At 44.7% G+C, this 21,896-nt stretch carries 16 protein-coding genes; 9 read left to right on the top strand and 7 right to left on the bottom strand.

Annotated features, from left to right (window positions below; translation table 11 throughout):
* Positions 1-55: 55 nt before the first annotated feature.
* The 4 genes from JT717_RS21395 to JT717_RS21380 all read right to left on the bottom strand — a co-directional run bounded on the left by JT717_RS21395 (position 56) and on the right by JT717_RS21380 (position 3,384).
* A complete protein-coding gene (locus tag JT717_RS21395) occupies positions 56-463 on the bottom strand; it encodes a VOC family protein (RefSeq protein WP_205513085.1) in 408 nt (135 codons plus the stop codon).
* Between the two features lie 141 nt (positions 464-604).
* On the bottom strand, positions 605-1,177 hold the full coding sequence (locus JT717_RS21390) for a Crp/Fnr family transcriptional regulator (RefSeq protein ID WP_205513084.1): 573 nt from the start codon (positions 1,175-1,177) through the stop codon (positions 605-607).
* A gap of 64 nt (positions 1,178-1,241) precedes the next feature.
* Positions 1,242-2,411 carry a hypothetical protein gene (locus tag JT717_RS21385; protein WP_205513083.1) on the bottom strand — a complete coding sequence of 390 codons (1,170 nt, stop codon included), beginning with the start codon at positions 2,409-2,411 and terminating at the stop codon, positions 1,242-1,244.
* Positions 2,398-3,384 carry a DUF2157 domain-containing protein gene (locus JT717_RS21380; protein ID WP_205513082.1) on the bottom strand — a complete coding sequence of 329 codons (987 nt, stop codon included), beginning with the start codon at positions 3,382-3,384 and terminating at the stop codon, positions 2,398-2,400. The genes JT717_RS21385 and JT717_RS21380 overlap by 14 nt, the downstream gene beginning before the upstream one ends.
* A 243-nt stretch (positions 3,385-3,627) precedes the next feature.
* Here JT717_RS21380 and JT717_RS21375 point away from each other — a divergent pair, with 243 nt between their 5' ends.
* Both JT717_RS21375 and JT717_RS21370 read left to right on the top strand, forming a co-directional pair.
* Positions 3,628-4,419, top strand: coding sequence for an alpha/beta hydrolase (locus tag JT717_RS21375; protein WP_240348336.1), 792 nt, complete (start codon positions 3,628-3,630; stop codon positions 4,417-4,419).
* An 88-nt stretch (positions 4,420-4,507) separates the two neighbouring features.
* Entirely contained in the window at positions 4,508-5,680 is a 1,173-nt protein-coding gene (locus tag JT717_RS21370) for a hypothetical protein (protein ID WP_205513080.1), read from the top strand.
* A gap of 422 nt (positions 5,681-6,102) precedes the next feature.
* On the opposite strand, the gene JT717_RS21365 is transcribed toward JT717_RS21370, so the two are convergent.
* On the bottom strand, positions 6,103-6,783 hold the full coding sequence (locus JT717_RS21365) for a 3-keto-disaccharide hydrolase (protein ID WP_205513079.1): 681 nt from the start codon (positions 6,781-6,783) through the stop codon (positions 6,103-6,105).
* Between the two features lie 516 nt (positions 6,784-7,299).
* Between JT717_RS21365 and JT717_RS21360 the strand changes: the two genes are divergently transcribed.
* Positions 7,300-8,079, top strand: coding sequence for a PI-PLC domain-containing protein (locus JT717_RS21360; protein WP_205513078.1), 780 nt, complete (start codon positions 7,300-7,302; stop codon positions 8,077-8,079).
* Positions 8,080-8,144: 65 nt separating this feature from the next.
* Here JT717_RS21360 and JT717_RS21355 read toward each other — a convergent pair whose 3' ends face one another.
* Complete coding sequence (locus JT717_RS21355) at positions 8,145-9,959, bottom strand: bifunctional metallophosphatase/5'-nucleotidase (RefSeq protein ID WP_205513077.1); 1,815 nt, start codon at positions 9,957-9,959, stop codon at positions 8,145-8,147.
* Positions 9,960-10,169: 210 nt separating this feature from the next.
* On the opposite strand from JT717_RS21355, the gene JT717_RS21350 reads away from it, so the two are divergent.
* The 4 genes from JT717_RS21350 (at position 10,170) to JT717_RS21335 (ending at position 15,838) form a co-directional block, all read left to right on the top strand.
* Complete coding sequence (locus JT717_RS21350; RefSeq protein WP_205513076.1) at positions 10,170-10,595, top strand: SRPBCC family protein; 426 nt, start codon at positions 10,170-10,172, stop codon at positions 10,593-10,595.
* A gap of 330 nt (positions 10,596-10,925) precedes the next feature.
* Positions 10,926-13,877, top strand: coding sequence for a DNA polymerase III subunit alpha (locus JT717_RS21345; RefSeq protein ID WP_205513075.1), 2,952 nt, complete (start codon positions 10,926-10,928; stop codon positions 13,875-13,877).
* 9 nt (positions 13,878-13,886) lie between these two features.
* Entirely contained in the window at positions 13,887-15,044 is a 1,158-nt protein-coding gene (gene dinB, locus JT717_RS21340) for a DNA polymerase IV (RefSeq protein WP_205513074.1), read from the top strand.
* Between the two features lie 401 nt (positions 15,045-15,445).
* Positions 15,446-15,838, top strand: coding sequence for a response regulator (locus JT717_RS21335; protein ID WP_205513073.1), 393 nt, complete (start codon positions 15,446-15,448; stop codon positions 15,836-15,838).
* 212 nt (positions 15,839-16,050) lie between these two features.
* On the opposite strand, the gene JT717_RS21330 is transcribed toward JT717_RS21335, so the two are convergent.
* Entirely contained in the window at positions 16,051-16,560 is a 510-nt protein-coding gene (locus tag JT717_RS21330) for a YMGG-like glycine zipper-containing protein (protein ID WP_205513072.1), read from the bottom strand.
* A 923-nt stretch (positions 16,561-17,483) separates the two neighbouring features.
* On the opposite strand from JT717_RS21330, the gene JT717_RS21325 reads away from it, so the two are divergent.
* Positions 17,484-19,928 (top strand): right-handed parallel beta-helix repeat-containing protein, encoded by a 2,445-nt coding sequence (locus tag JT717_RS21325; protein WP_205513071.1) that lies wholly within the window; start codon positions 17,484-17,486, stop codon positions 19,926-19,928.
* A 79-nt stretch (positions 19,929-20,007) separates the two neighbouring features.
* A partial coding sequence (locus JT717_RS21320; RefSeq protein ID WP_240348335.1) for an InlB B-repeat-containing protein occupies positions 20,008-21,896 on the top strand: 1,889 nt, incomplete at its 3' end.

Genomic DNA, 21,896 nt, shown 5'->3' with positions numbered 1-21,896 from the left:
AAAGATTAAAGATGTGGAGAATTGCTGACCGTACTTTTATAAGTATCACACTCAATTAATTGTTCGGAAGCTGAGCTTCATTCATATACAGGATTTCCCATTGATGTCCATCCAGGTCTTCAAAGCTGTGCTGATACATCCAGCCATGGTCCTGTGGCTCTGCGTAAATCCGGGCACCGCCGTCCCTGGCTTTATGAATGTATTGCTGCACCTCTTCTTTTGAAGCTGCATCGAGTGCAATGAGCACTTCAGTGGATGTTTTAGTATCACATACTTTTTTCGCAGTGAATGTGGTGAAATACGAATCTGTGAGCAGCATGGCAAAGATCTGATCGCTGATGATCATACAGGCTGCTTTGTCATCCGTAAACTGTGGATTAAAACTAAATCCCAGATTCGAAAAAAAGTTGATCGATTTTGCAAGGTCCTTTACCGGAAGATTGACAAAGATTTTTGTTGCCATAGTTTGATGTTTTTGTACAACAAAACTAGGCCGGATGTAAAGTGTTTCCCTTTACAAATGTTGAGAAGCAGGCAGAACGGGAAAGATTCACTCAACAAATGTTGAGTAATTCGGCAGGTAATTACAGTTTTAGTTGATGCCTTATTTATTGGCAAAGAAGATGCGGCTCATTTGTGTGGGAGTAATTCCCAGGTAAGAAGCGATCTGGTGTTTTTTTACGCGGTTGATGAGGTGCGGATATTTTTTGACAAAATCATCGTACCTGTCTTTGGCCGTATTCTGGCGGAAGCCAATTTCCTCGGGCTCTTTTTCGAGGATCCAATGACGTTCCATATAGGTAATATAAAAGGCCGCAATGTCTTTGTATCGTTCCGTGAGATTTTTAAATTCCCAAAAATCATATTCCCAGGCAATCGTGTTTTCGATAGCCTCAATGCTGGTTATACTGGGCGATTTGCTTAACAGAGACGTAGTGGAAGCGGCAAAATAGCCTTCTGAAAAGAACCGTTTTATAAATGTGCTGCCATCATCTGCAAGAGAATACTGGCTAAATAATCCTTTAGAAACAAAGGCTACCGTCCGGGCGATTTCTCCCTGGCGGATCTGGAAATCGCCTTTGGCAAACCGGCGGCTGCGCAGGATCTTTACCCAGGCCGATTCCGCTTCTTTGCTAAGGGCGGTATATTCAGCGATCTTTTTGAAAAAATCTTCCATAGCTGCCATTTATCAGAGTTCTAAAGTAAGCCTCAATTGATGAATAAAGCGGATAGTGTTAATATTAGAAATTGTCGGTTGCCCCGGCGCCACCACCGCTTCCACCACCGAAGTCGAATCGTTTTTCCGGCTCATTTGCCGGTGTTTGATGGAAGGTTTGTGCAACTACCAATGACTCCAGTTGAAGCAATCCGGCTGACTCTGGGTCATTAGGTTCAGCATGTGTATATCCATATTTGACAGGCGTCAGGTATTTGGTAATGATGTATGCTATTAGGATCATGATGATGCCGCTTATAGTAAAAGTGATTTCAAGCGGAGCAACGTGATAGTAATAGCGGATGGTGTATACAATACCCGCGACCAATACCAATCCTGTTCGCAATAGAATAACATCTTTTTTCTGTATACCTTTAAAGAGATATACTGCGGGGATCAAAACAGTTGTTATCCAGAAAAACCATCCGCCAGGAAAGGATCCCCCTTCTTTTAAATTGAGATGAAACATGCTATTGCTTACTTCTCGCACTACAAAATAATTTCCCGCTGCATACAGGGTGACCAATGCAAGGATCTCTATAAACGTACAACAGCTTTTATAATGCCTTAACCGGTTATGGTTCCTGTATTTGCTCATATACCAATAAACGGCAATGGAGATGGCCATAAGTAAAAAAGGCATTGTGGTTATTGCCATATCACCAAGGGCGATCCAACCATAAAACACTATTGCAAGAAAGGAGACATAAGCAAGTGCACCCATAATTACATTACCGAAGCGCAGAAGAAAATAAAATGCAAGGATAAAGATCAATAGGGATTGGCCCAACAGCGGTATGAAAGAAAACAGGAGGTTTGCGGTAGCTACGGCAAACCCAAGGCAGAGCCAAAGCAGGGCATCGTCTATGCCGGAAGCGTAATGCTGTTTCTCGTAAATTAAATACTCCAGTGCCCCATATATGAACATGGTAAAAATAAAGGCCAATATGCCCAGATTTTTATCTGATCCTGTCATGGTTATCAGGCATAATAGACCAAAACACATAAGAATGATCACTGCCGTTAGCAGGAACAATCCTACCCGGATAAATAAATTAGGCATGTAGAAGTTGTCTGGATATGCTTTTTCAATAGCATCCGCTTCTTCTTTTGAAATAAGTTTATGGTGTAAAGCAAACTTTGCTTCTTTTTTAAATAATAAGTGGTCAAGTGATTGATGGTTATATGCTATCATGCTGTTTCAGTTTTTTGTTCATCCTGCTTAAAAATGCAATCATACCTACAGCGGATAAAATAAAGTACATTATTACAAAGTAAACTGCACCCATGTTAAGACTGGTATCCATGGTAAGCCTAACTATAACGTAGCTGATGCCGACATATCCGTAAAGCGTTAGCATTAACATAAAATAAAAGGAAGCTGTTGCGAGCGATTTTTTATAGAAAAGATATACAATGCAGGCCAGCGGTACTAACCAAAGCAGATAATGGTGCTCGAAGTAAAACAAACCTGCGAGGCAGGCGATGAACAGAATGTTCATCCCAAAGTTGGTATATGTAAAACAGAAATGTGCTTTTATATTTCTGTTTTTGCTGACCCATGCTATTGCATTTAGTGCCATTCCTAATAATAATCCGGAAAAAATGATCTCTGCATCAGCAAAATTGTTCGCTTTAAGTATATTGAGCGGTGTTATAGCAATGCCCATCCATGCGGCAAGATTGACTATCGCCATACTTAAAACACCCAGATGATCAAAATAATATGCGCAAAAAAATAATATAACCATCGGAATGAACGTTGCCAGGCCGTAAGCATTTCCAAAAGTGGTGTACTGCACCTGCAGATAGGTTATAAAAGTGATAAGGGTCAGGCATCCCAATAAGAGTATATAATCAAAAAAAGAATTAGGTGCAGGCACTTTGGTGGTAGCAAAAGGAAGCTTTTTACGTTCACAATAAAAAAAGCATACTGCACATAACATTCCAATAGCTGTCAGTATTATCTGGTGACCGATAGAGTCAATATTTTTATAGATCAGTATACCTAACCCACCTGTAAGTAATAGAATGCCGAGATATAAGATCGTTTTAAGCTCCCAGTGTACGGAAAAAATACCGGAATTGGCCCTTTGCTTTACTTTTTGAAGAGAAGATGCTGATATTAGCCCCTCTTTGTGAAATTGTTCGAACAGAGGTATGTTCACGGTTTAGAGATTTGTTATAGCGTAAATATAATATTTATTAATAGTATATTGACTCATTTAGCTACACATAAAGCATAGCCGTTATTTACGATTTTTTTATATGTGATGTTTGCCGGGTATCATCAACTTATCTACTAAATATAATTTCTTTCTATCCAGTCATTTTTAGGTGTTTGGTATTGTTTAAACAAATGGAATCGGTACTGTAAACTATGCGTACATTGTGAGCTTAACATGAAAAAGATGCTTATTAAGATCTTGATCATAACAGGGTCGCTTTATTTTGTTCTTTGCGCATTATTATATGTGTTCCAGGAATACCTGATCTTTTTCCCTACAAAGCTGGCGAAGGATCACCGCTTTCAGTTCGACCAGCCTTTTGAAGAAGTTAACATCATTGCCAAAGATAAAAGCCTGTTACACGGTGTGTTGTTTAAAGCCGAGCGTTCCAGAGGGGTTATCTTTTATCTGCATGGGAATGCAGGGGCCATCGATTCCTGGGGCGAAGTGGCCCGTACCTATACCGATATAAACTATGATGTTTTCCTGCTCGATTACCGGGGCTACGGCAAAAGTGAAGGCGTGATCAGCGGACAGGAGCAGCTTTTTGACGATATTCAAACAGCATACGACTCGCTAAAGGCCAGGTATGCCGAAGACAAAATCATTGTGCTGGGTTATTCCATTGGTACCGGGCCCGCCACTAAAGTAGCGTCGGCCAACAATCCCAGGTTATTGATGCTGCAGGCGCCTTACTATAGCCTGACCGATATGATGCGGCGGACCTATCCGATCATTCCAACCTTTATATTGAAATACAAATTTGAAACGAACTGCTATTTAAAAGCGTGTAAAATGCCGGTGGTGGTTTTTCATGGCAACCAGGACGAGGTGATCTATTATGAGTCCTCCGTGAAGCTGAAAACCGTATTTAAACCACAGGATACTTTGATAACCTTGGAAGGGCAGGGGCATAATGGCATAACCGATAACCCCGTTTATAGAATGGAGCTTCAGAAGATACTAACCAACTAACCAAACCCGTTATTTTATTCCTTAAACTCAGATTCTTGGCTATCTTTGGCGTCTGAACCCCTGAAAAGGGCTTGAAATCCTATACACTATGAAAAGGTTATTATCCATTTTGGTGCCTATGGCTATGATCTATGGCTGCCAGGGTATCAACGAAAATACCGCTCCCTTAGAAAATGTAGAAACTGCCGTTGTCGATTCTCTTTCAGACATTATTACAGAAGAAGTTCCCGTAGAAAAACCAGGCAGCGAATTGTTGAATGCTTCAATAAGCTGGTCAGATTCTTTACTAAAGATGTACATGACTTTTTCCGGGAATGAAAAAATAAAGCAGATCCATAAAAGCAATAATTCAGTAGAACTGGTGTATGATAATACGCTCAAAACTGATTCTGCGGTCTATGATGTGTACCGGATAGGTCATGAGATCTCGAGGGAAGAAGGGGCAGATACACGTTTTATTGTAGACCAGTGGATCTATTTGGATACGCTAAAAAAACAGCTGTATGAATATGACGCCGCTGCCAATAAATTAAACAGGTGGTGGACCGCTGAAGATCTGAAAAAGTTTTTCTACCCGGTATACCAGCTTTCTTCCAAAACAACCGCTTTAGTGGTTCCTTTCCGGGACCCGGAAAAAAGGACTTATCTGGATACGATCTTTAATATTTTTTATCCGGCCGACAGTATTTATAATACCGACCGGAACGATTTCTATAAAAAGTCAAGGGTTGCCAGGGACTGGAAGTACTACGATACAACGGGATATTACCGCTTAATGAAAAGTGAACGCTTTGAAAAAGAAGCGAGGCAATGTTTTAATGGTGAGTTTTATGTGTATGGAACCAACGGTTATACAAAAGCGCGGATCAGGAACGTAGCCTTTGGCCTGAGCGAATGCAAAACGAATATTCTAGCCTTCTGTTTTGAGAATAGCAATCTTAAATCCATTGGCCATCCGGTCTTTTGTTCACCCCAATTGATAGAATTGAACTATGGCAGGGACTATAGCAAATTGGAAAAAAATATAGACAGTTATCTGGCGTCATTTCCTTCCGATTACTCAGATAGTATAAAAACAAAGATCATGGGTAATGCAGATAATTTCTATTTCATTTATCATGATGATTTTTTATGGGGAACCAATCCCAGGCAGGCAAAGTGTAAATTTCCTGACAGAAATATCTTATTGATCGAAGGAAAGAACATCCAGGCAAGTTTTGGTGAGAGTGCGTTGGATCTGTTTGGGATTGAATGTGATTAAAGCGGGATTTTTAAAGGTCAATAGCAATTACTGATCAATGCGCAAGATAATTGTCAATACCGGCCGGTTATTAACTTTTCTGCTCCTTACACTGTTGACGCACCTATCGGTTATGGTATTTGTGAGGAGCCGGTTGGGGGTGAAAAGGATATGGCCCGGTTCTGCTCAAGAAATGGGTATTGGCAATACAGCCTGTTGAAAAGCATTATACCTCAAGGGAGCAGGCAGGATTTCGAGTTTTATGCAGCTAAAACAAAACACCTGGTAGAGCTATTTTGTCAGCATAATAAAATTGGCAAAATATTTATTGAACCGCACTTACAATCGCGCCTCGGATTAACGGATCCCAAGGTCCGTTTCCATGGTTGCCATGCTGTACGCCACGATGATCACATTCATATCCAGCTTAAGTAAGTTATTTTTTATAGCCGCGTGAGCTCGAGCTTTCTGAATTCTACTTCTGAGCCTTCTGCCTGCAGGGCGATTTGACCTTTTGAAGCAGTACAGTTATAACCCTCGTTCACCAGGTCATTGTTCACCCATATTTTTATGGTATTGCCTTTGCATTCTATGATCACCGTGTTCCACTGGCCGAGCGGTTTTTCGGAATTGTCTGTCAGGTTGATGATACGGCGTTGTTTCCCTTCTGAAACGCCCCATTCATTTTTTGGACCGCGGCGTTTTTCCATATCCGGTACGGTTATATCTTCCTGGATACACCAGAAATCGCCGGCATTTTCATGCATTAATTGCGCTTCGATAGATTTTGGGAACATTTTATAAAGCGCCCGGGGCGTGGAGGCATGCACCAGAACGCCACAGTTGCCGGGTTTGCCGGGAAAACGATATTCTACCTGTAACCGGTAATTTTGAAAGACAGAATCGGTAATGAGGTGCCCATTGGGTTTACCGAGACTTACCAGCATGCCATCGCGAACGATAAAAGGATTTTTGGCCGCCGGGTTATTGTCCATTTCAGGAACATCTGTATGCCAGCCGCTCAGGTCGCGGCCGTTGAAAAGGGAGATCGGGATATTTTGGGAACGAACATTTTTAGAAAATGCAAGAGCTACGGCAATCGTTAATAAAATGCTTTTTTTCATGTGTAAGGCAATAAAGTGTTGCGCATAAATTTACTGTTTTGTTTTAAATAATCGTTAAACAAACAGCTAAATGATGTTACCGGAAAAGTATACATGGGTAAAGATCACGCCGATGCATGGATGACGCCGGTCGCCTGAAGAGCGTTTTGCGGTAAAGGTTACCAGGTGCCCCCTGCGAACGTTTAGTTTACACGGCCTTGTTTAAACATTGTTTTTCAATTTTTTACAATGGTTTTTAAGCCTCGTTATGGGCTTTTTCTGCAATATATTTTAAATGTTTTCGTTTAGGTTTCTGGTATTCCCGGCCCTTGCCGGACAGATCTCCTTAACAGAAAAATTGCGAAGCATACATTGTTGGTTTTTTCTGTAAATGGGTATTGTTTTGTTAATATGTGTTGAAGTGACATTTAATTTGTATTTTGCACACGCTAGTCACTTACTCCGATTGCAGGAAGTATCCAATTGCCAGATGATCATTAATTGTAAAACCTGCAAAAAAAGTCCAATCCAATTATTATGCGAAAGATTTTATTTTTTATTGCATTTTCTTACACTGCAGCCTTTGCACAACCTAAAACGTATTCTACGACCAACGCACATTCGCACAATGATTATCAACAGTCGGCGCCTTTGTATTCTGCATACAGCCTGGGCTTCGGCAGTATTGAAGTGGATGTGATGTTAGCTAATGATGAATTACTGGTGGCGCATACCCAACGGGATATTCCGCAACGCAGATTGCTGGAAGAAATTTACCTCAAACCAATACAGGGATATATTCAAACCAATAAGGGGTATCCTTATGCTGATACATCCCGCACCCTCATATTGATGCTCGACATTAAGTCGGATGCGATTCCCACATTGAATAAAATAATAGATGTATTACAGAAATACCCTGAACTTACCCGTACGCGTAATTTCAAAGTATTGATCAGTGGTAATAAACCCGATCCGAATACCTATATCTCTTATCCTTCATTCGTGGTATTCGATGGTTTATTAAGCAACCGCTATAGCAAAGAAGCGATGGGCCGCATCGCTATGCTGAGCGATAACTTTATCGCCTATTCTAACTGGAAAGGCAACGGTCCTATTCCGCCTAAAGTGGTTGAAAGGTTAAAGAAGTTAATTGACCGCGCCCATGAATTAGGTAAAGAGGTTCGCTTATGGAACGTACCTGATTTTGATGATGCCTGGTCGAAAGTAATTGAGCTGGGTGTTGATTATATTGATTCTGATAGCATCAAGGCCCTGGCCTCATTCCTGAAGAAACAACAGCAAAAGACCAGTTAATATACCGCTTAAAAGATCATTAAAAGTGAGCCTCCCGGCAGCTGCTGCCGGGAGGCTCACTTTTTTTATCTGAACTCATACCCGAGCCCGCTTACCTGGGTGAGCAAATTGAAGGGAGCATCCGTTGCACTGCACCGGCCTTCAATGACTGGAGCAATAGGTGAGTGTGCAGCAAGGTACTCTTCAATCACTTTATGCATGGTATGGCCAAGCAGCTGCGGTTCTTTCACGCCCTGCATGCGGCAAATAGTAGTATCCGGATCGCCTTCCCGCTCGCAGGCAATAAAGCTGTATTCCCAGTCAGGATCGATCGGTTTGCCGCCTACCTTGATATAGTTCACTCTTCTGTTCGCTTCCTTTTCCAGGGTAAAGTTTACTTCCATGCCTTTGAATCGCACTACCCAGCCTCCCAATCGCCTGGCAGGGTCTTTGGCAAACGCATTTTCCAGCTCCGTTTCCATCCACGCCCATAGTTGTTTGCCTGATATAGATCCCTTTTTGGCTTCACTATCCACGGGCAGCATGCACCATAAATAATCCACCGTAATATCGGCCAGGCCGGTGGCTTTGTCGGGGATCAGGGGCGGACAAAACCGGAATCCATTACTAAGCGCAATATCCGGTTTGAATTTCCACATGATGGCATCGGTGATGAAATTGTCCATCGGCGACTCGATCACATAATATCTCACCAATGGATTCTTTGTTTGACCAATAACCCGGTTCAGCTCTTTTTTATAAGGTTCGCCTGCTTTAATAATAAGGCGCTTCATTTCTTCATCTTCTTTGTATTTATCCGGATCGACATCCAGTAGTTGATAGCTTTGGTCTTTAATGATTCCGTTTTCAACGACAATATCCAGTTTGGCTATAAAGGAACCAAATGCGCCTGGTTCGGTCACCTTTGCATAAGCGCCCTGTATGGGCTTTCTAAGACGCTCATGGGTATCGGCGCCCAGGATATAATCTGCTCCTTTTACCTGTTCCATATTCGACAGGCCGAATTGTTGCGCCAGGCCCATATGGGTTAACAGAAATACCAGCTGGCATTTCTCATACTCTTTTAATATTTTAATATACTTGGCTACATTCTGCTCCGGCGGCGTAAATTTTATTCCGTCGCAATAGGCGGGAGATTGCCGTTTAGGCGTCAGGGGATCATTATAACCAATAAATCCCACCTTTATGCCGGCAATATGTTTCACGTAATAAGGCGGGAAGATCAGATCGCCTTTCATATCATCTGCCGTATCGTGGTACATGTTGGCGCATACCTTTAATGCATTATAGCCGAACATGTCTTTCATCATCATTTCCTTGCCATATACGACTTCCCAGTTACCAGGCAGCATAATATCATACCCAATATTGTTCATCAAAGGAACAATGGCTTCGCCCTCACTCAATGCGGCAATGCCACTGCCCTGGAAACAGTCGCCCCCATCTATCACCAGTGTATTGCCGGCATTTTGACTTCTTAAAGAGTTGATCATTGTTTTCAGGTTGGCCAGTCCGCCCCGTTTTTTAAAGACAGGCTGTCCATTTTCAATAAAGAACTCATCATGCGTCATGAGTTGTCCATGAATATCGGCTGTATGAAGAATGGTAAACCGGTTGGCTTTCCCGTTTTGTACAGCTTTATTTTGCTGCATACTGTTTGCCTTACAGGCCGCATCTTCATCCTGCAAGGCTGCCGCTGCAAGGGGGGTAGTTACCAGTCCGCCCCCTATTCCCAGGCTTAATCCCAGCCGGCCGGCTTTTTTAATGAAATCGCGCCGGCTGTTCTCAGATAATTGAACATGCAGCTCTTTTTCCGCATGGCTTATTGCCTGGCCGTGGCAAACTGCGCAGGGGCATGCGTGTGAGTGATTCGAAGACATAGCAATCGTTATATTTGTTTAAATTTGGCTCGTTCCCTTCAGCTAAATTACTTGCTTTATTGATAAAAATCATAATGCGTGTTGGCGGAACACGATAAGTCACAAATTACCCCCTGATTAGTCCCGATCGCACAGTATGGGTTATTGAAATTGGCTGTAAGTTTGCCTTGTCAATTGAACAACATCTTTAAAAAAATAAAAAACAAAAAAATGGAAACTACTGGCGTAACAAAAATTACTGTTGAAACGGTTGTTAAAGCTCCTGTTGAAAAAGTATGGAATTTCTGGAGTCAACCTGAGCATATTAAAAATTGGTGCGCAGCTTCTGACGACTGGCATGCGCCCAAGGCTGAAAATGATCTGAAGGTTGGCGGAACATTTTCTACCAGAATGGAAGCTAAAGATGGCAGCTTCGGTTTTGATTTCGGTGGTGTTTATGACCAGGTAAAAACAAACGAGCTGATTGAATATACAATGGGTGATGGCCGCAAAGTGGTTGTTAATTTTACCAGCAATGGTAATGAAACAAAAGTGGTAGAAACGTTTGATGCTGAAAACACGCACCCCATTGAAATGCAAAGAGGCGGCTGGCAGGCTATTCTTGACAATTTCAAAAAGTACACAGAAGCTAATTAAGTGATTGTATTTTACAGTGCAGCCCCGTTTTACAACGGGGTTTTTTTATGGACTGAGAATAAGTTCATACGTTGAATGCGTGTGGAAAGATGAAAAATACAAACTGTACTATTTTTGGCGGGTCTGTAACAAAATAAATTACGATCCATTATTGCATATACCTCCCTTCTTCATTCGTAACGATATAATACCCGCCTCATTTATAAAGATTTTATTACTGTGTTAATATCGCAATGGATCGCCTAATGCGCGAGTAACATGCTAATATACTTAGTGCTGGTAATACTAAAATAATTAGTAATCGTGGTAGCTTTGTATAAAGCACGGCCAATGTATTTGAATTGCAGAACCTATTTCAGCATACGATATGGAACTTTTTCTACCGAAGAGCTGGTAAATACCGCTGTTGAGCAGGGTGTTCAGGCATTGGCTTTAACCAATATTAACTGTACCTGTGACTGCTGGGACTTTGTGCATGTCTGCCGGCAAAAAGGCATCAAACCGGTATTGGGCGTTGAAATAAGAAATGAAGATGCCCTGCTTTATATTCTATTAGCGAAGAACAACCGTGGTTTTGCCAGCATCAATGAGTTTTTGTCTATTCATTTACTACATAAAAAGAACTTTCCAGACCATGCAAGCGATTATTTTCAGCACAATGCTGATGTGTATGTTATTTATCCCTTTGATAGAAAAGCTGCCGGTGATCTGTTGCCTCATGAATATATCGGGCTGCTTGCTACCGAGTTAAATAAGTTGTTTGGGGCCGACTGGAAAAAATGGGAGCACAAACTGCTTGTACGGCAACCGGTCACTTTTCAAAACAAGCGATACTTCAATGTGCACCGCTTGTTACGGGCCATCGACAAAAACATGCTACTGTCCAGGTTGCCTGTTGAAGCGCAGGCTTCGCCCGATGAAACATTCGTTTCACCGGCCAGCTTGCTTGAACAGTTCAGACAATTCCCGGCGATCGTTACCAATACCTACCGGTTGCTCGATAATTGTACGATCGAAATGGATTTCAGGGTTGATAAAAATAAAAAATGCTTCAGCGCAAGCGCTGAAGATGACCGCATCTTGCTGCAGAAGCTGGCTACCGAAGGGCTGATAGCCCGCTATGGCCGGAAAAATAAAGTAGCAGATGCGCGCCTGCAAAAAGAATTAAAGATCATCAACGACCTGGGCTTCAATGCTTATTTTCTTATTAACTGGGATGTGATCAGGTATGCACAGTCGCGCGGATTTTATTATGTAGGGCGGGGAAGTGGAGCCAATTCCATTGTAGCCTATTGTTTGCGCATCACCGATGTGGACCCTATTGAATTGAACCTGTATTTTGAACGTTTCCTCAATCCGGAGCGCAGCTCGCCACCTGATTTTGATATTGATTTCAGCTGGACAGACCGCGACGATATCATGGATTATATTTTCAAGCGATATGGCAGGAAGCACGTGGCTTTACTGGGCGCTTATACCACTTTTCAGCATGACGCTATCATTATGGAACTGGGCAAAGTATTCGGTTTACCGCCTGAAGAGATCAAGACTTTGCAGCGGGCTGCAGAACCCGCCGATAAGATCCACAGGACCATATTGCAATATGGCCGCCTCATTAAAAATTTTCCCAACAATATATCAATACATCCCTGTGGTATGCTGGTAACAGAGAAACCTGTTTACGAGTATGCCGCCCTGTTTATGCCACCCAAGGGATTTGCCACCACGCAAATGGATATGTTCGTTGCAGAGAATATCGGTATCAACAAATTCGACATTCTCAGTCAACGCGGTTTAGGGCATATTAAAGAAAGCCCGCGGCTGATCAAAGCCAATAAAGGCATTGATGTGAATATTCATGATTTCCACCATTTCCGGCATAATGAGGCTATTAAAAAGCAGATCCGCGAAGCGAACACCATCGGTTGTTTTTATATAGAATCACCGGCTATGCGGCAACTGCTGAAAAAGCTCCAGTGCGATGATTACGTTACGCTGGTAGCGGCAAGCTCCATCATACGGCCGGGGGTTACGAAATCGGGCATGATGCGGGAGTATATCACGCGCTTCCATAACCGCGAAAAGGTCGTATACCTGCATCCGCTTTTCGAAGAACACCTGCGTGAAACTTTTGGGGTAATGGTGTTCCAGGAAGATGTAATTAAGATCGCGCATTATTTTGCCGGTTTATCGTTAGGCGAGGCCGACATCCTGCGCAGGGCTATGAGCGGTAAATACCGGTCGAACAGTAAATTCTGGCACATCAAAGAAAAATACCTTGCCAATTGCCGCAGCCTCGGTTACACGGATGCCCTGGCGCAGGAAGTATGGCGGCAAATGGAAAGTTTTGCCGGTTACAGTTTTAATAAAGCTCACTCGGCCAGTTTTGCGGTGGAAAGTTATATGAGCCTCTATTTAAAAACCTTCCACCCCAGGGAATTTATGGTAGCGGTGATCAACAACTTTGGCGGCTTCTATTCCACCGAATTATATTTTATTGAACTGATGAAGACCGGCGCCGTCGTTCATGCACCCTGTGTAAACAACAGCGAAATTTATACAGCCATTAAAGGCGATGAAGTGTATGCCGGTTTCATCCATATAAGATCGCTGCAGGAGCGCTCGATGCAGCTGATCGTGGAGGAACGCAAGGCAGGGGGCGTTTTCCTGCATTTGCAGGACTTTATCGAGCGGACGGATATGGGGCTTGAACAGCTTAACCTGCTGGTGAGCATCGGCGCGTTCCGGTTTACCGGCAAAACCAAAAAGCAATTGTTATGGGAAGCTCATTTTCTGCAAAAGAAAAATAAAACGCATATTCCGGTGCGGGAATCCCTGTTCAAAGAAAAGCCGGTAGCGTTCAACATGCCTGTATTAACCGACAATGCCATTGATGATCTGTATGATCAGAAAGAGATCCTCGGCTTTACTTTGGCAAATCCATTTGATATGGTAGATGATGACCCTGACAAATACATTCCCGCCAGGGAAATAGGCAATCATTTGCATAAAGTAATTACCGTGCTGGTTTATTTTATCGCCAGCAAACACGTACAAACCAAAAATAATGACATCATGTTCTTCGGCACTTTTATAGATAAGGACCTCGACTGGGTAGATACGGTTCATTTTCCTGATGCAGCCAGAACCTATCCGATGCAGAGCGGTGGCTTTTATACGATCACCGGCAGGGTGGTCGAAGACTTTGGGGTGTACAGTATTGAGGCGCGTAAAATGGTGAAGGCAGGATTTAAAAAACGCAGTTACGATACGATCAAATAGGAGGCCACCATGTTGTTATCAAAAGACCGACATATTGCCCATTTCGACCTGGATGCTTTTTTTGTATCGGTAGAAACTCTGCGAAATCCAAGGCTCTGCGGTAAGCCATTACTGGTAGGTGGTGGCAGCGACCGCGGTGTGGTGGCTGCCTGTAGCTACGAAGCCCGCAGGTTTGGTATTCACAGCGCTATGCCCATGAAACTTGCCCGCCGCCTCTGTCCTGAAGCAATTATTATAAAGAGCGATTTTGAAGCATATAGTAAATATTCGCGGCTCGTTACTGAGATAATAAAAGATTCAGTACCGGTATTTGAAAAAGCAAGCATCGATGAGTTTTATATCGACTTGACGGGAATGGACAGGTTCTTTGGTTGCCTGCAGTTCACCGACCAGTTGAAGCGAAAGATCAATAAGGAAAGTGGCCTGCCTATTTCCTGGGGCCTTGCCTCGAATAAATTGGTGAGCAAAGTGGCTACCAACGAAGTGAAGCCGAACGGGCAGCTGGAGATCCCTTTTGGCAACGAAAAGAATTTTCTGGCGCCGCTCAGCATTATAAAAATTCCAGGTATTGGCAGGGAAACCGGTTACAAGCTCTTAAAAATGGGGGTGGAAACAGTGAAGCTGCTGAGTGAAATACCGCTTGAGATGCTGGAAAACCTCATGGGCAAAGCGGGTACCGATTTATGGCGGAAGGCGAACGGGATCGATGAAGCACCAGTTATTCCCTATCATGAACAGAAATCAATTTCAACGGAAAGCACTTTTCAGACGGATACCATTGATACCCAATTTCTGCATAATCAGCTGGTACGGATGACAGAAGAGATCGCCTTTCAATTGCGGCAGCAAAACAAGCTGACCGGTTGCGTGACTGTAAAACTGCGCTATTCAAATTTCGAGACCTTTACCAAACAGATGACCATTCCCTATACAAACGCCGACCATATTTTATTAAAGACGGCGACTGCATTATTTAATAAGTTGTACGAACGCCGCCTGCTCGTACGGTTATTGGGCATCCGGTTTACTCACCTCATTCCCGGCAATTACCAGATCAGCCTGTTCGACGATACCCAGGAAATGATCAGGCTGTACCAGGCGATTGACAGTGTTAAAAAGCGCTTTGGGGAGAAAACGATCATCAGGGCGGTTGGGGTAGGGACATAAATACAGGGTCAACTTTTTCTTATTGCCCGGGTGGAAGAGGCGGCGATCGGCTTCAAGGTAGAAAGCAAGATGCGGGGACTGATAAGGAAGGGGGATGGACCAGGGTATTCGGCCTGGCAGCATTTGGCTCGAAATTTCCAAAACACAAGTATTTTTTGGATGGTTCACGGGCGGCAGCGCCCCGAAATGCCGCTTATCTGCCTGAAGGCTAAGTGCAAATACTTAGAAAAAAACGAAAAACTATTCATTTTTGACCTTTCTGGAAAATTCTTTTGTCGAACTGTTCACTCCGGTGTATTAGTAATAAAAGGTATGTGCCCTGCCCGGGCGGATATCTTTTATCAAAACCCCTTATTAACGATTAGTGTAGTGTGAAAAACCGGAAAAAGAAAGAAGTAACTATGAAAAAAAACCATGCAATCACCATCGCCGTTGTTGACGACAACCCCCTGATCCGTGAAAGTGTAAAATTTAGACTTAACTCATTGGGATACAATGTGGTTATGGAAGCGCAGAATGGCCAGGAGTTCCTTGATAAGTTACAGATCAACGCAATGCCCGATATATGTGTACTGGATATTAATATGCCGGTAATGGATGGCCTTGAAACTACAGTTCATTTGAAGCGGGACTGGCCGGGCATGAAGATCATTTTCTTTTCCATGGAAGATAGCGGTATATATATCAATAAAGGAATAGAGCTGGGAGCAGACGGCTTTGTGGCGAAAGACGCTCCTTTTGCAGAACTGAATAATATGGTGTTATCGCTGATCAACCAGCTACAGGTGGCCTGAAACTTGATATACAGGCTATTACAAAACACGCACGTCCATTAAACCAAATAAAAAACGGCCCCGGCGGTATCGCCAGGGCTTGTTTATTTTATGTCGATTCAATCAATTTAATATCGCTGAGGTACACGGTCTCAAGCTGGCCGGTTTAAGACCTGGTTGATTCCATGCTTATAGTTGCTACATCCTGCGTCGAGTGTCAGTCCATTTCGCGGTTACTGGTTAGCGGCGACCCTGCCATCCTTTCTGTCCATCGAACGGCCAATACCGTAACCAACACCGCCACCCACTACACCACCTATAACCGCACCCAGGGCTCTGTTCTTTTTAACCAGGATAGCACCTGCGGCTGCACCGGCACCGGCGCCAATAGCGGTTCCTTTAGCTGCTTTACTCCAACCTTTCTTCCTGGTTTGAACCGGCTGCGTAACAGGAGCAGTTCTCGGAGCAGGGGTTACCCGGTTTGTCGTATAATGTTTATGTACAACAACGGGGCGTTTGGCAGTTGTCGTACCCGTACGGTATTTAGCCGTGTTTTCCTGTTCCAGTTGCTGTTGCTGCTGTTGTTGTTTCCATGCGGTAAACTCAGCATATTCCTTTGCTGAAACTGAGGCCGGCGCAACCGGGATACTTTCCGATGCCAACCTGTTATTGTCTTTACAGGAGGTCATCAATAAAGCTGCACTCATCACTACTGCTGTGGTTGTGTATAAAATCTGTTTCATAAATCTGCGTTTTAGGTTTTTCAATTAATAAATCATTTCTGCACAAGAGAAGTAAGCGAAAAACTGTGCCATTAAAAACGGCAATTGTTAAAGCATTTCATTACGATAGCTGTAATAGTTCATAGTCAATTCGATAGACAATACTTCGCATTAACATAAAAAAATTATAAAGGCGCATCGTTTACAGCTTGTTAAATAATGCAAAAAGCCGGCTGGCGTTTTAAACCTTTGTCATGCAGGGCCACAAACGGCAATCCCTAACAGCAGGCTTTACAGGGCCAGCACCTGGAGCGAAGGTGCAAAGCAGCATGCTGCTTGTTAATTATAATGACATGTTCATATCCGTTACGATTTATAGCTGCGGTTGTAGTAGTACGATAGTTAATTGTAAGGATCACGTTTCCGGGAACGTTTGCGTAAAAAAAACCTTTCCATGCACTTGCTATAACTCCTTTCTTTTTTTAACTTTCCTATAGTTATTTTCATACCCATTCCCCGGTTTTCCACCATTACCCAGAAAGTATATCCGGCCCGTTTACCTGATGCCGTTATTGCTAATAGCGATTGCCTGCTTATTATTTTATCAGAACCACTTCCCCAAATGGGCATGTCATCCGCTATATAGCTGCTGTTATTTTCACTAGAGATAGTGTAGCCATTCTTTACGTAGTTTTTGACAGGAACTATGCGGGGCTGCTATGCCTGACGCTTAATGCGTAACGCCGAACGTTTAACGCCTAACTCTTAAGGCTATGGTTTAAAGGGAAAAGCACCGGTGTAAACGTATAAGATCAATTATTCGGATCAAATGATCTGAACAAGTCTTGGCGCTTGTTAGTTCCGCGTTTTGCGTTGCACGTTGTGCGTTGAGCGTTCCTGTTTCCGCGTTCCGCATCTTTTATTATTTATCTAAAGCTTGTTTTATGAAAAAAATGTTCTTCTCATTGCTTGCCTTATTTGCTTTTTGTTTGGGTGCTTATGCCCAGCAGGTCTTGTACGTTTCGCCCGGTGGAAGCGCTTCCAATCCGGGAACTTCCATTTCAGCGCCTACTACCCTGGCCAACGCGCTGGCCACTGTTACTGCCGGTGGTACCATTTATATGAGGGGTGGTACTTATAATTTAACGGCTACAGTTGTAATTGCAGAATCAAACAGTGGTACTGCTTCTGCTACCAAAAAGCTCTTTGCTTATGGCAGTGAAGTGCCCATTATCAGTTTTGCCGGCATGGCAGTAGCTACTTCAAACAGGGGGATCGTACTGGATGGAAGTTACTGGCATTTCAAAGGTTTGATCATTGAAAGCGCCGGAGACAATGGCTTGTTGCTTTCAGGTGATAATAACACGATCGAAAGCTGCATCTTCAGACGTAATGCTGATTCCGGTTTGCAATTAAGCCGGTATAATACCTCTTATAACTCCATCAGTCAATGGCCCAGTAACAACCTGGTGTTGAACTGTGAAGCCTATGATAACAAGGACCCCGACAGTGAGGATGCGGATGGCTTTGCAGCGAAACTTACCAGTGGAAACGGGAATGTATTCAGGAACTGCGTTGCCCACCATAATATCGATGATGGCTGGGATCTTTACACAAAATCTGATACAGGTCCTATCGGACCGGTTACCCTCGAGAACTGCATCGCTCACTCAAATGGTGTACTCACCGATGGCTCCACTTCGGGCAATGGTGATAAGAACGGGTTTAAGCTGGGTGGCGAAGATGTTTCCGTAAACCACATTGTAAGAAGGTGTATCGCCTTTAATAACGGCAAACATGGTTTTACGTATAACCGGAACCTGGGCACCATTGAAATGACCAATAATACGTCGTATGACAATGCAGAACGCAATTTCAATTTCGATGGCGGCACCAGTGTGTTTAAGAATAATTTGTCGTACCTGAGCGGTTCCAACGACCGGATCGTCGGCACGGCGACAGCTCCCAATGCCTTCCAGGGTGCTTCCGGTTCATTTACCGTAACAGCCGCCGATTTTGTTTCCCTTACACCCGGCCCGAATGCCAGTCCGACTTCCAATGGATTTTTAAACCTCGCCGCCGGCAGCGACCTGATCAATGCCGGCGTCACTTCAACCGGTATTTCATATAATGGCAGCGCCCCGGATCTGGGCGCCATTGAATCCGGCAGTACGTCTACAAATTATTCTCTTACTACCAATGTATCACCTTCCGGTGGTGGCAGTGTTTCCCGCAGTCCGGATGCCAGTTCTTATGCAGCCGGTACGGTGGTTACTTTAACAGCCACACCCGCTTCAGGTTATACCTTCACTGGCTGGAGCGGCGGCGCCAGTGGCACTAATGCAACTACAACGGTTACCATGAATGCCAATACAACGGTCACTGCCAACTTTACCAACAGCACAGGTACTACTTATACTTTAACCACTACGGTTAGTCCATCGGCCGGCGGTACCATCACCCGCAGTCCGGATGCTGCTTCCTATGCAGCCGGTACAGTGGTCACGTTAACAGCTATACCTGCCTCCGGTTATAGCTTCACCGGCTGGAGCGGCGGGGCCAGTGGCACCAATGCAAGTACTACCGTTACCATGAATGCCAATACCAGTGTTACGGCGAGCTTTACGACCAGTACTGGTGGAACCACCTTGCGCATCGATGATAAATCAGGCACCGGCATTGGGTATTGCAGCGCCAATGGTTCCAGGCAGAATTCCTATAGCGGTGCTGATGGCGGATATTATGTGAACTTAAGCAATTCGAGCGGACAAGGCATCACCTGGGCGGTACATGCGGCTTCAGCAGGCACCTATAATATCCGCTGGCGCTATTCGAATGCCGGTACACAAAGCGCTACCACGGCCAGGGTACTGGTAAATGGTGTGCAGGCGCATGCCAGCGTTGCCTTCCCGAAAACGGCCAGCTGGAGCACCTGGACCACCACTGCGTGGGTACCCGTGACATTGGTGGCCGGCGCCAACAAGATCCGGCTGGAAACCACCGTGTCTTCTGAATTTGCAATGATCGACTGGATAGAGATCAGCGGTAATAATCCAACGGAAGCATCCTGCAGCGCTGCTACGGGCGCCAGGGTGGCTGCCGAGCCCCTGATAACAGGTAATGAGCTGCCTGCTATTGCGCCGGTGGTAGTACCCAATCCATCAACAGGATCATCTACCCTGCGCTTTTCAATAACCAGCCAGCAGAAAGTGACCGTACATCTCTACGGTTCAGATGGCCGGCTCATGTCTACACTGGCGAATCGTTTGTTCCAAGCCGGTACCCATGCTATACCCGTTGACTATAGAGGATTACAAAAAGGGGTTTATTTTATTTCCATCAACTATGATGGCAAACAGCAATTGCTGCAAAATATCCTGACGCGCTAAATGATATGATTGGGCTATCCGCTCCGGTGGATAGCCCTTTCTTTATTCAACCAATTTATAAATAACCAAAAAACGATGTATGAAAAGCAAGATCTTTACACTGCTATGTGTAATGATGACGTTTTTTTCGTTGTCATATGCACAGGATCTATGTGCACCTGTGGGCTGGTGCACCCAGAACGGCGGTACCACCGGTGGCGGTAATGCCACCCCTGTTACCGTAAATAACCTCAGCAGTTTAACTACGGCAGCGAATGGTTCCGGCCCGAGGGTCATTTATGTGAGCGGAACAATGGGGTCAGGAGAAGGCACCCGTGTACGCGTTTCTTCCAATACCACCATCATCGGTTTGCCCGGCGCCAAATTATTTGGCGGCTTCGATATCCGGGGCAGCAATGTCATTATCAGAAATATGATCGTGCAGGGCCCTGGCGCCGAAGATGTAAATGGCATCGATTGTATCAATATCGATGGTGCTTCCACGACCAACGTGTGGATCGACCACTGTGATGTATATGATGGCCAGGATGGCAATCTCGATATCACCAATGGCGCCAGCTATGTTTCCATTACCTGGACAAAATTCCATTACACTTCTGCTTCGAGCAATCACCAGTTTTGCAGCCTTATTGGTAATTCAGACAGCAAGACCTCTGACCGCGGCCGGTTGAAAGTGACGATGATGTATAACTGGTTTACGACCGGTAATGTGGAGCGTATGCCCCGGGTTCGTTTTGGCCAGGTGCATGTGGTAAACAATTTATTCGACAGCCCACAGGCCGATTATTGTGTACGCGCCGGTGTGGAAGCCGATATCCTGGTAGAAGGTAATTATTTTGATGGGGTAAATCAACCCATCGATCTGTATGAAAATGATTTTACCGCTGTAACGGCCCGTAACAATGTATTCAACAATACAACCGGTAATACGGCCGGCAGCGGTACTTCGTTTTCGCCACCTTATTCATTGAGTATGGCGCCTGCTGCCAATGTGAAGGCATTGGTAAGTAATGCCAGCTGCGGTGCAGGGGCCACATTGCCATCGCCCACACAATGCGGTTGCGGTACGCCGTCACAGTTTACACTGACCACTACAGCCAATCCTTCTGCCGGCGGATCCATTTCCCGCAGTCCGAATGCCAGCTCTTATGCAGCCGGTACAGTGGTCACCTTAACAGCCACACCTGCTGCTGGTTATACTTTCACTGGCTGGAGTGGTGGCGCCAGTGGCACTAATGCAACTACAACGGTTACCATGAATGCCAATACAACGGTCACTGCCAACTTTACCAACAGCACAGGTACTACTTATACCTTAACCACTACGGTTAGTCCATCGGCCGGCGGTACCATCACCCGCAGTCCGGATGCTGCTTCCTATGCAGCCGGTACAGTGGTCACGTTAACAGCTATACCTGCCTCCGGTTATAGCTTCACCGGCTGGAGCGGCGGGGCCAGTGGCACCAATGCAAGTACTACCGTTACCATGAATGCCAATACCAGTGTTACGGCGAGCTTTACGACCAGTACTGGTGGAACCACCTTGCGCATCGATGATAAATCAGGCACCGGCATTGGGTATTGCAGCGCCAATGGTTCCAGGCAGAATTCCTATAGCGGTGCTGATGGCGGATATTATGTGAACTTAAGCAATTCGAGCGGACAAGGCATCACCTGGGCGGTACATGCGGCTTCAGCAGGCACCTATAATATCCGCTGGCGCTATTCGAATGCCGGTACACAAAGCGCTACCACGGCCAGGGTACTGGTAAATGGTGTGCAGGCGCATGCCAGCGTTGCCTTCCCGAAAACGGCCAGCTGGAGCACCTGGACCACCACTGCGTGGGTACCCGTGACATTGGTGGCCGGCGCCAACAAGATCCGGCTGGAAACCACCGTGTCTTCTGAATTTGCAATGATCGACTGGATAGAGATCAGCGGTAATAATCCAACGGAAGCATCCTGCAG

The sequence above is a fragment of the Longitalea arenae genome, assembly GCF_016924755.1.
GTDB classification, from domain to species: Bacteria; Bacteroidota; Bacteroidia; order Chitinophagales; family Chitinophagaceae; genus Niastella; species Niastella arenae.
The sequence above is the reverse complement of the archived record's forward strand: the minus strand, read 5'-3'. Positions and strand labels throughout refer to the sequence as shown.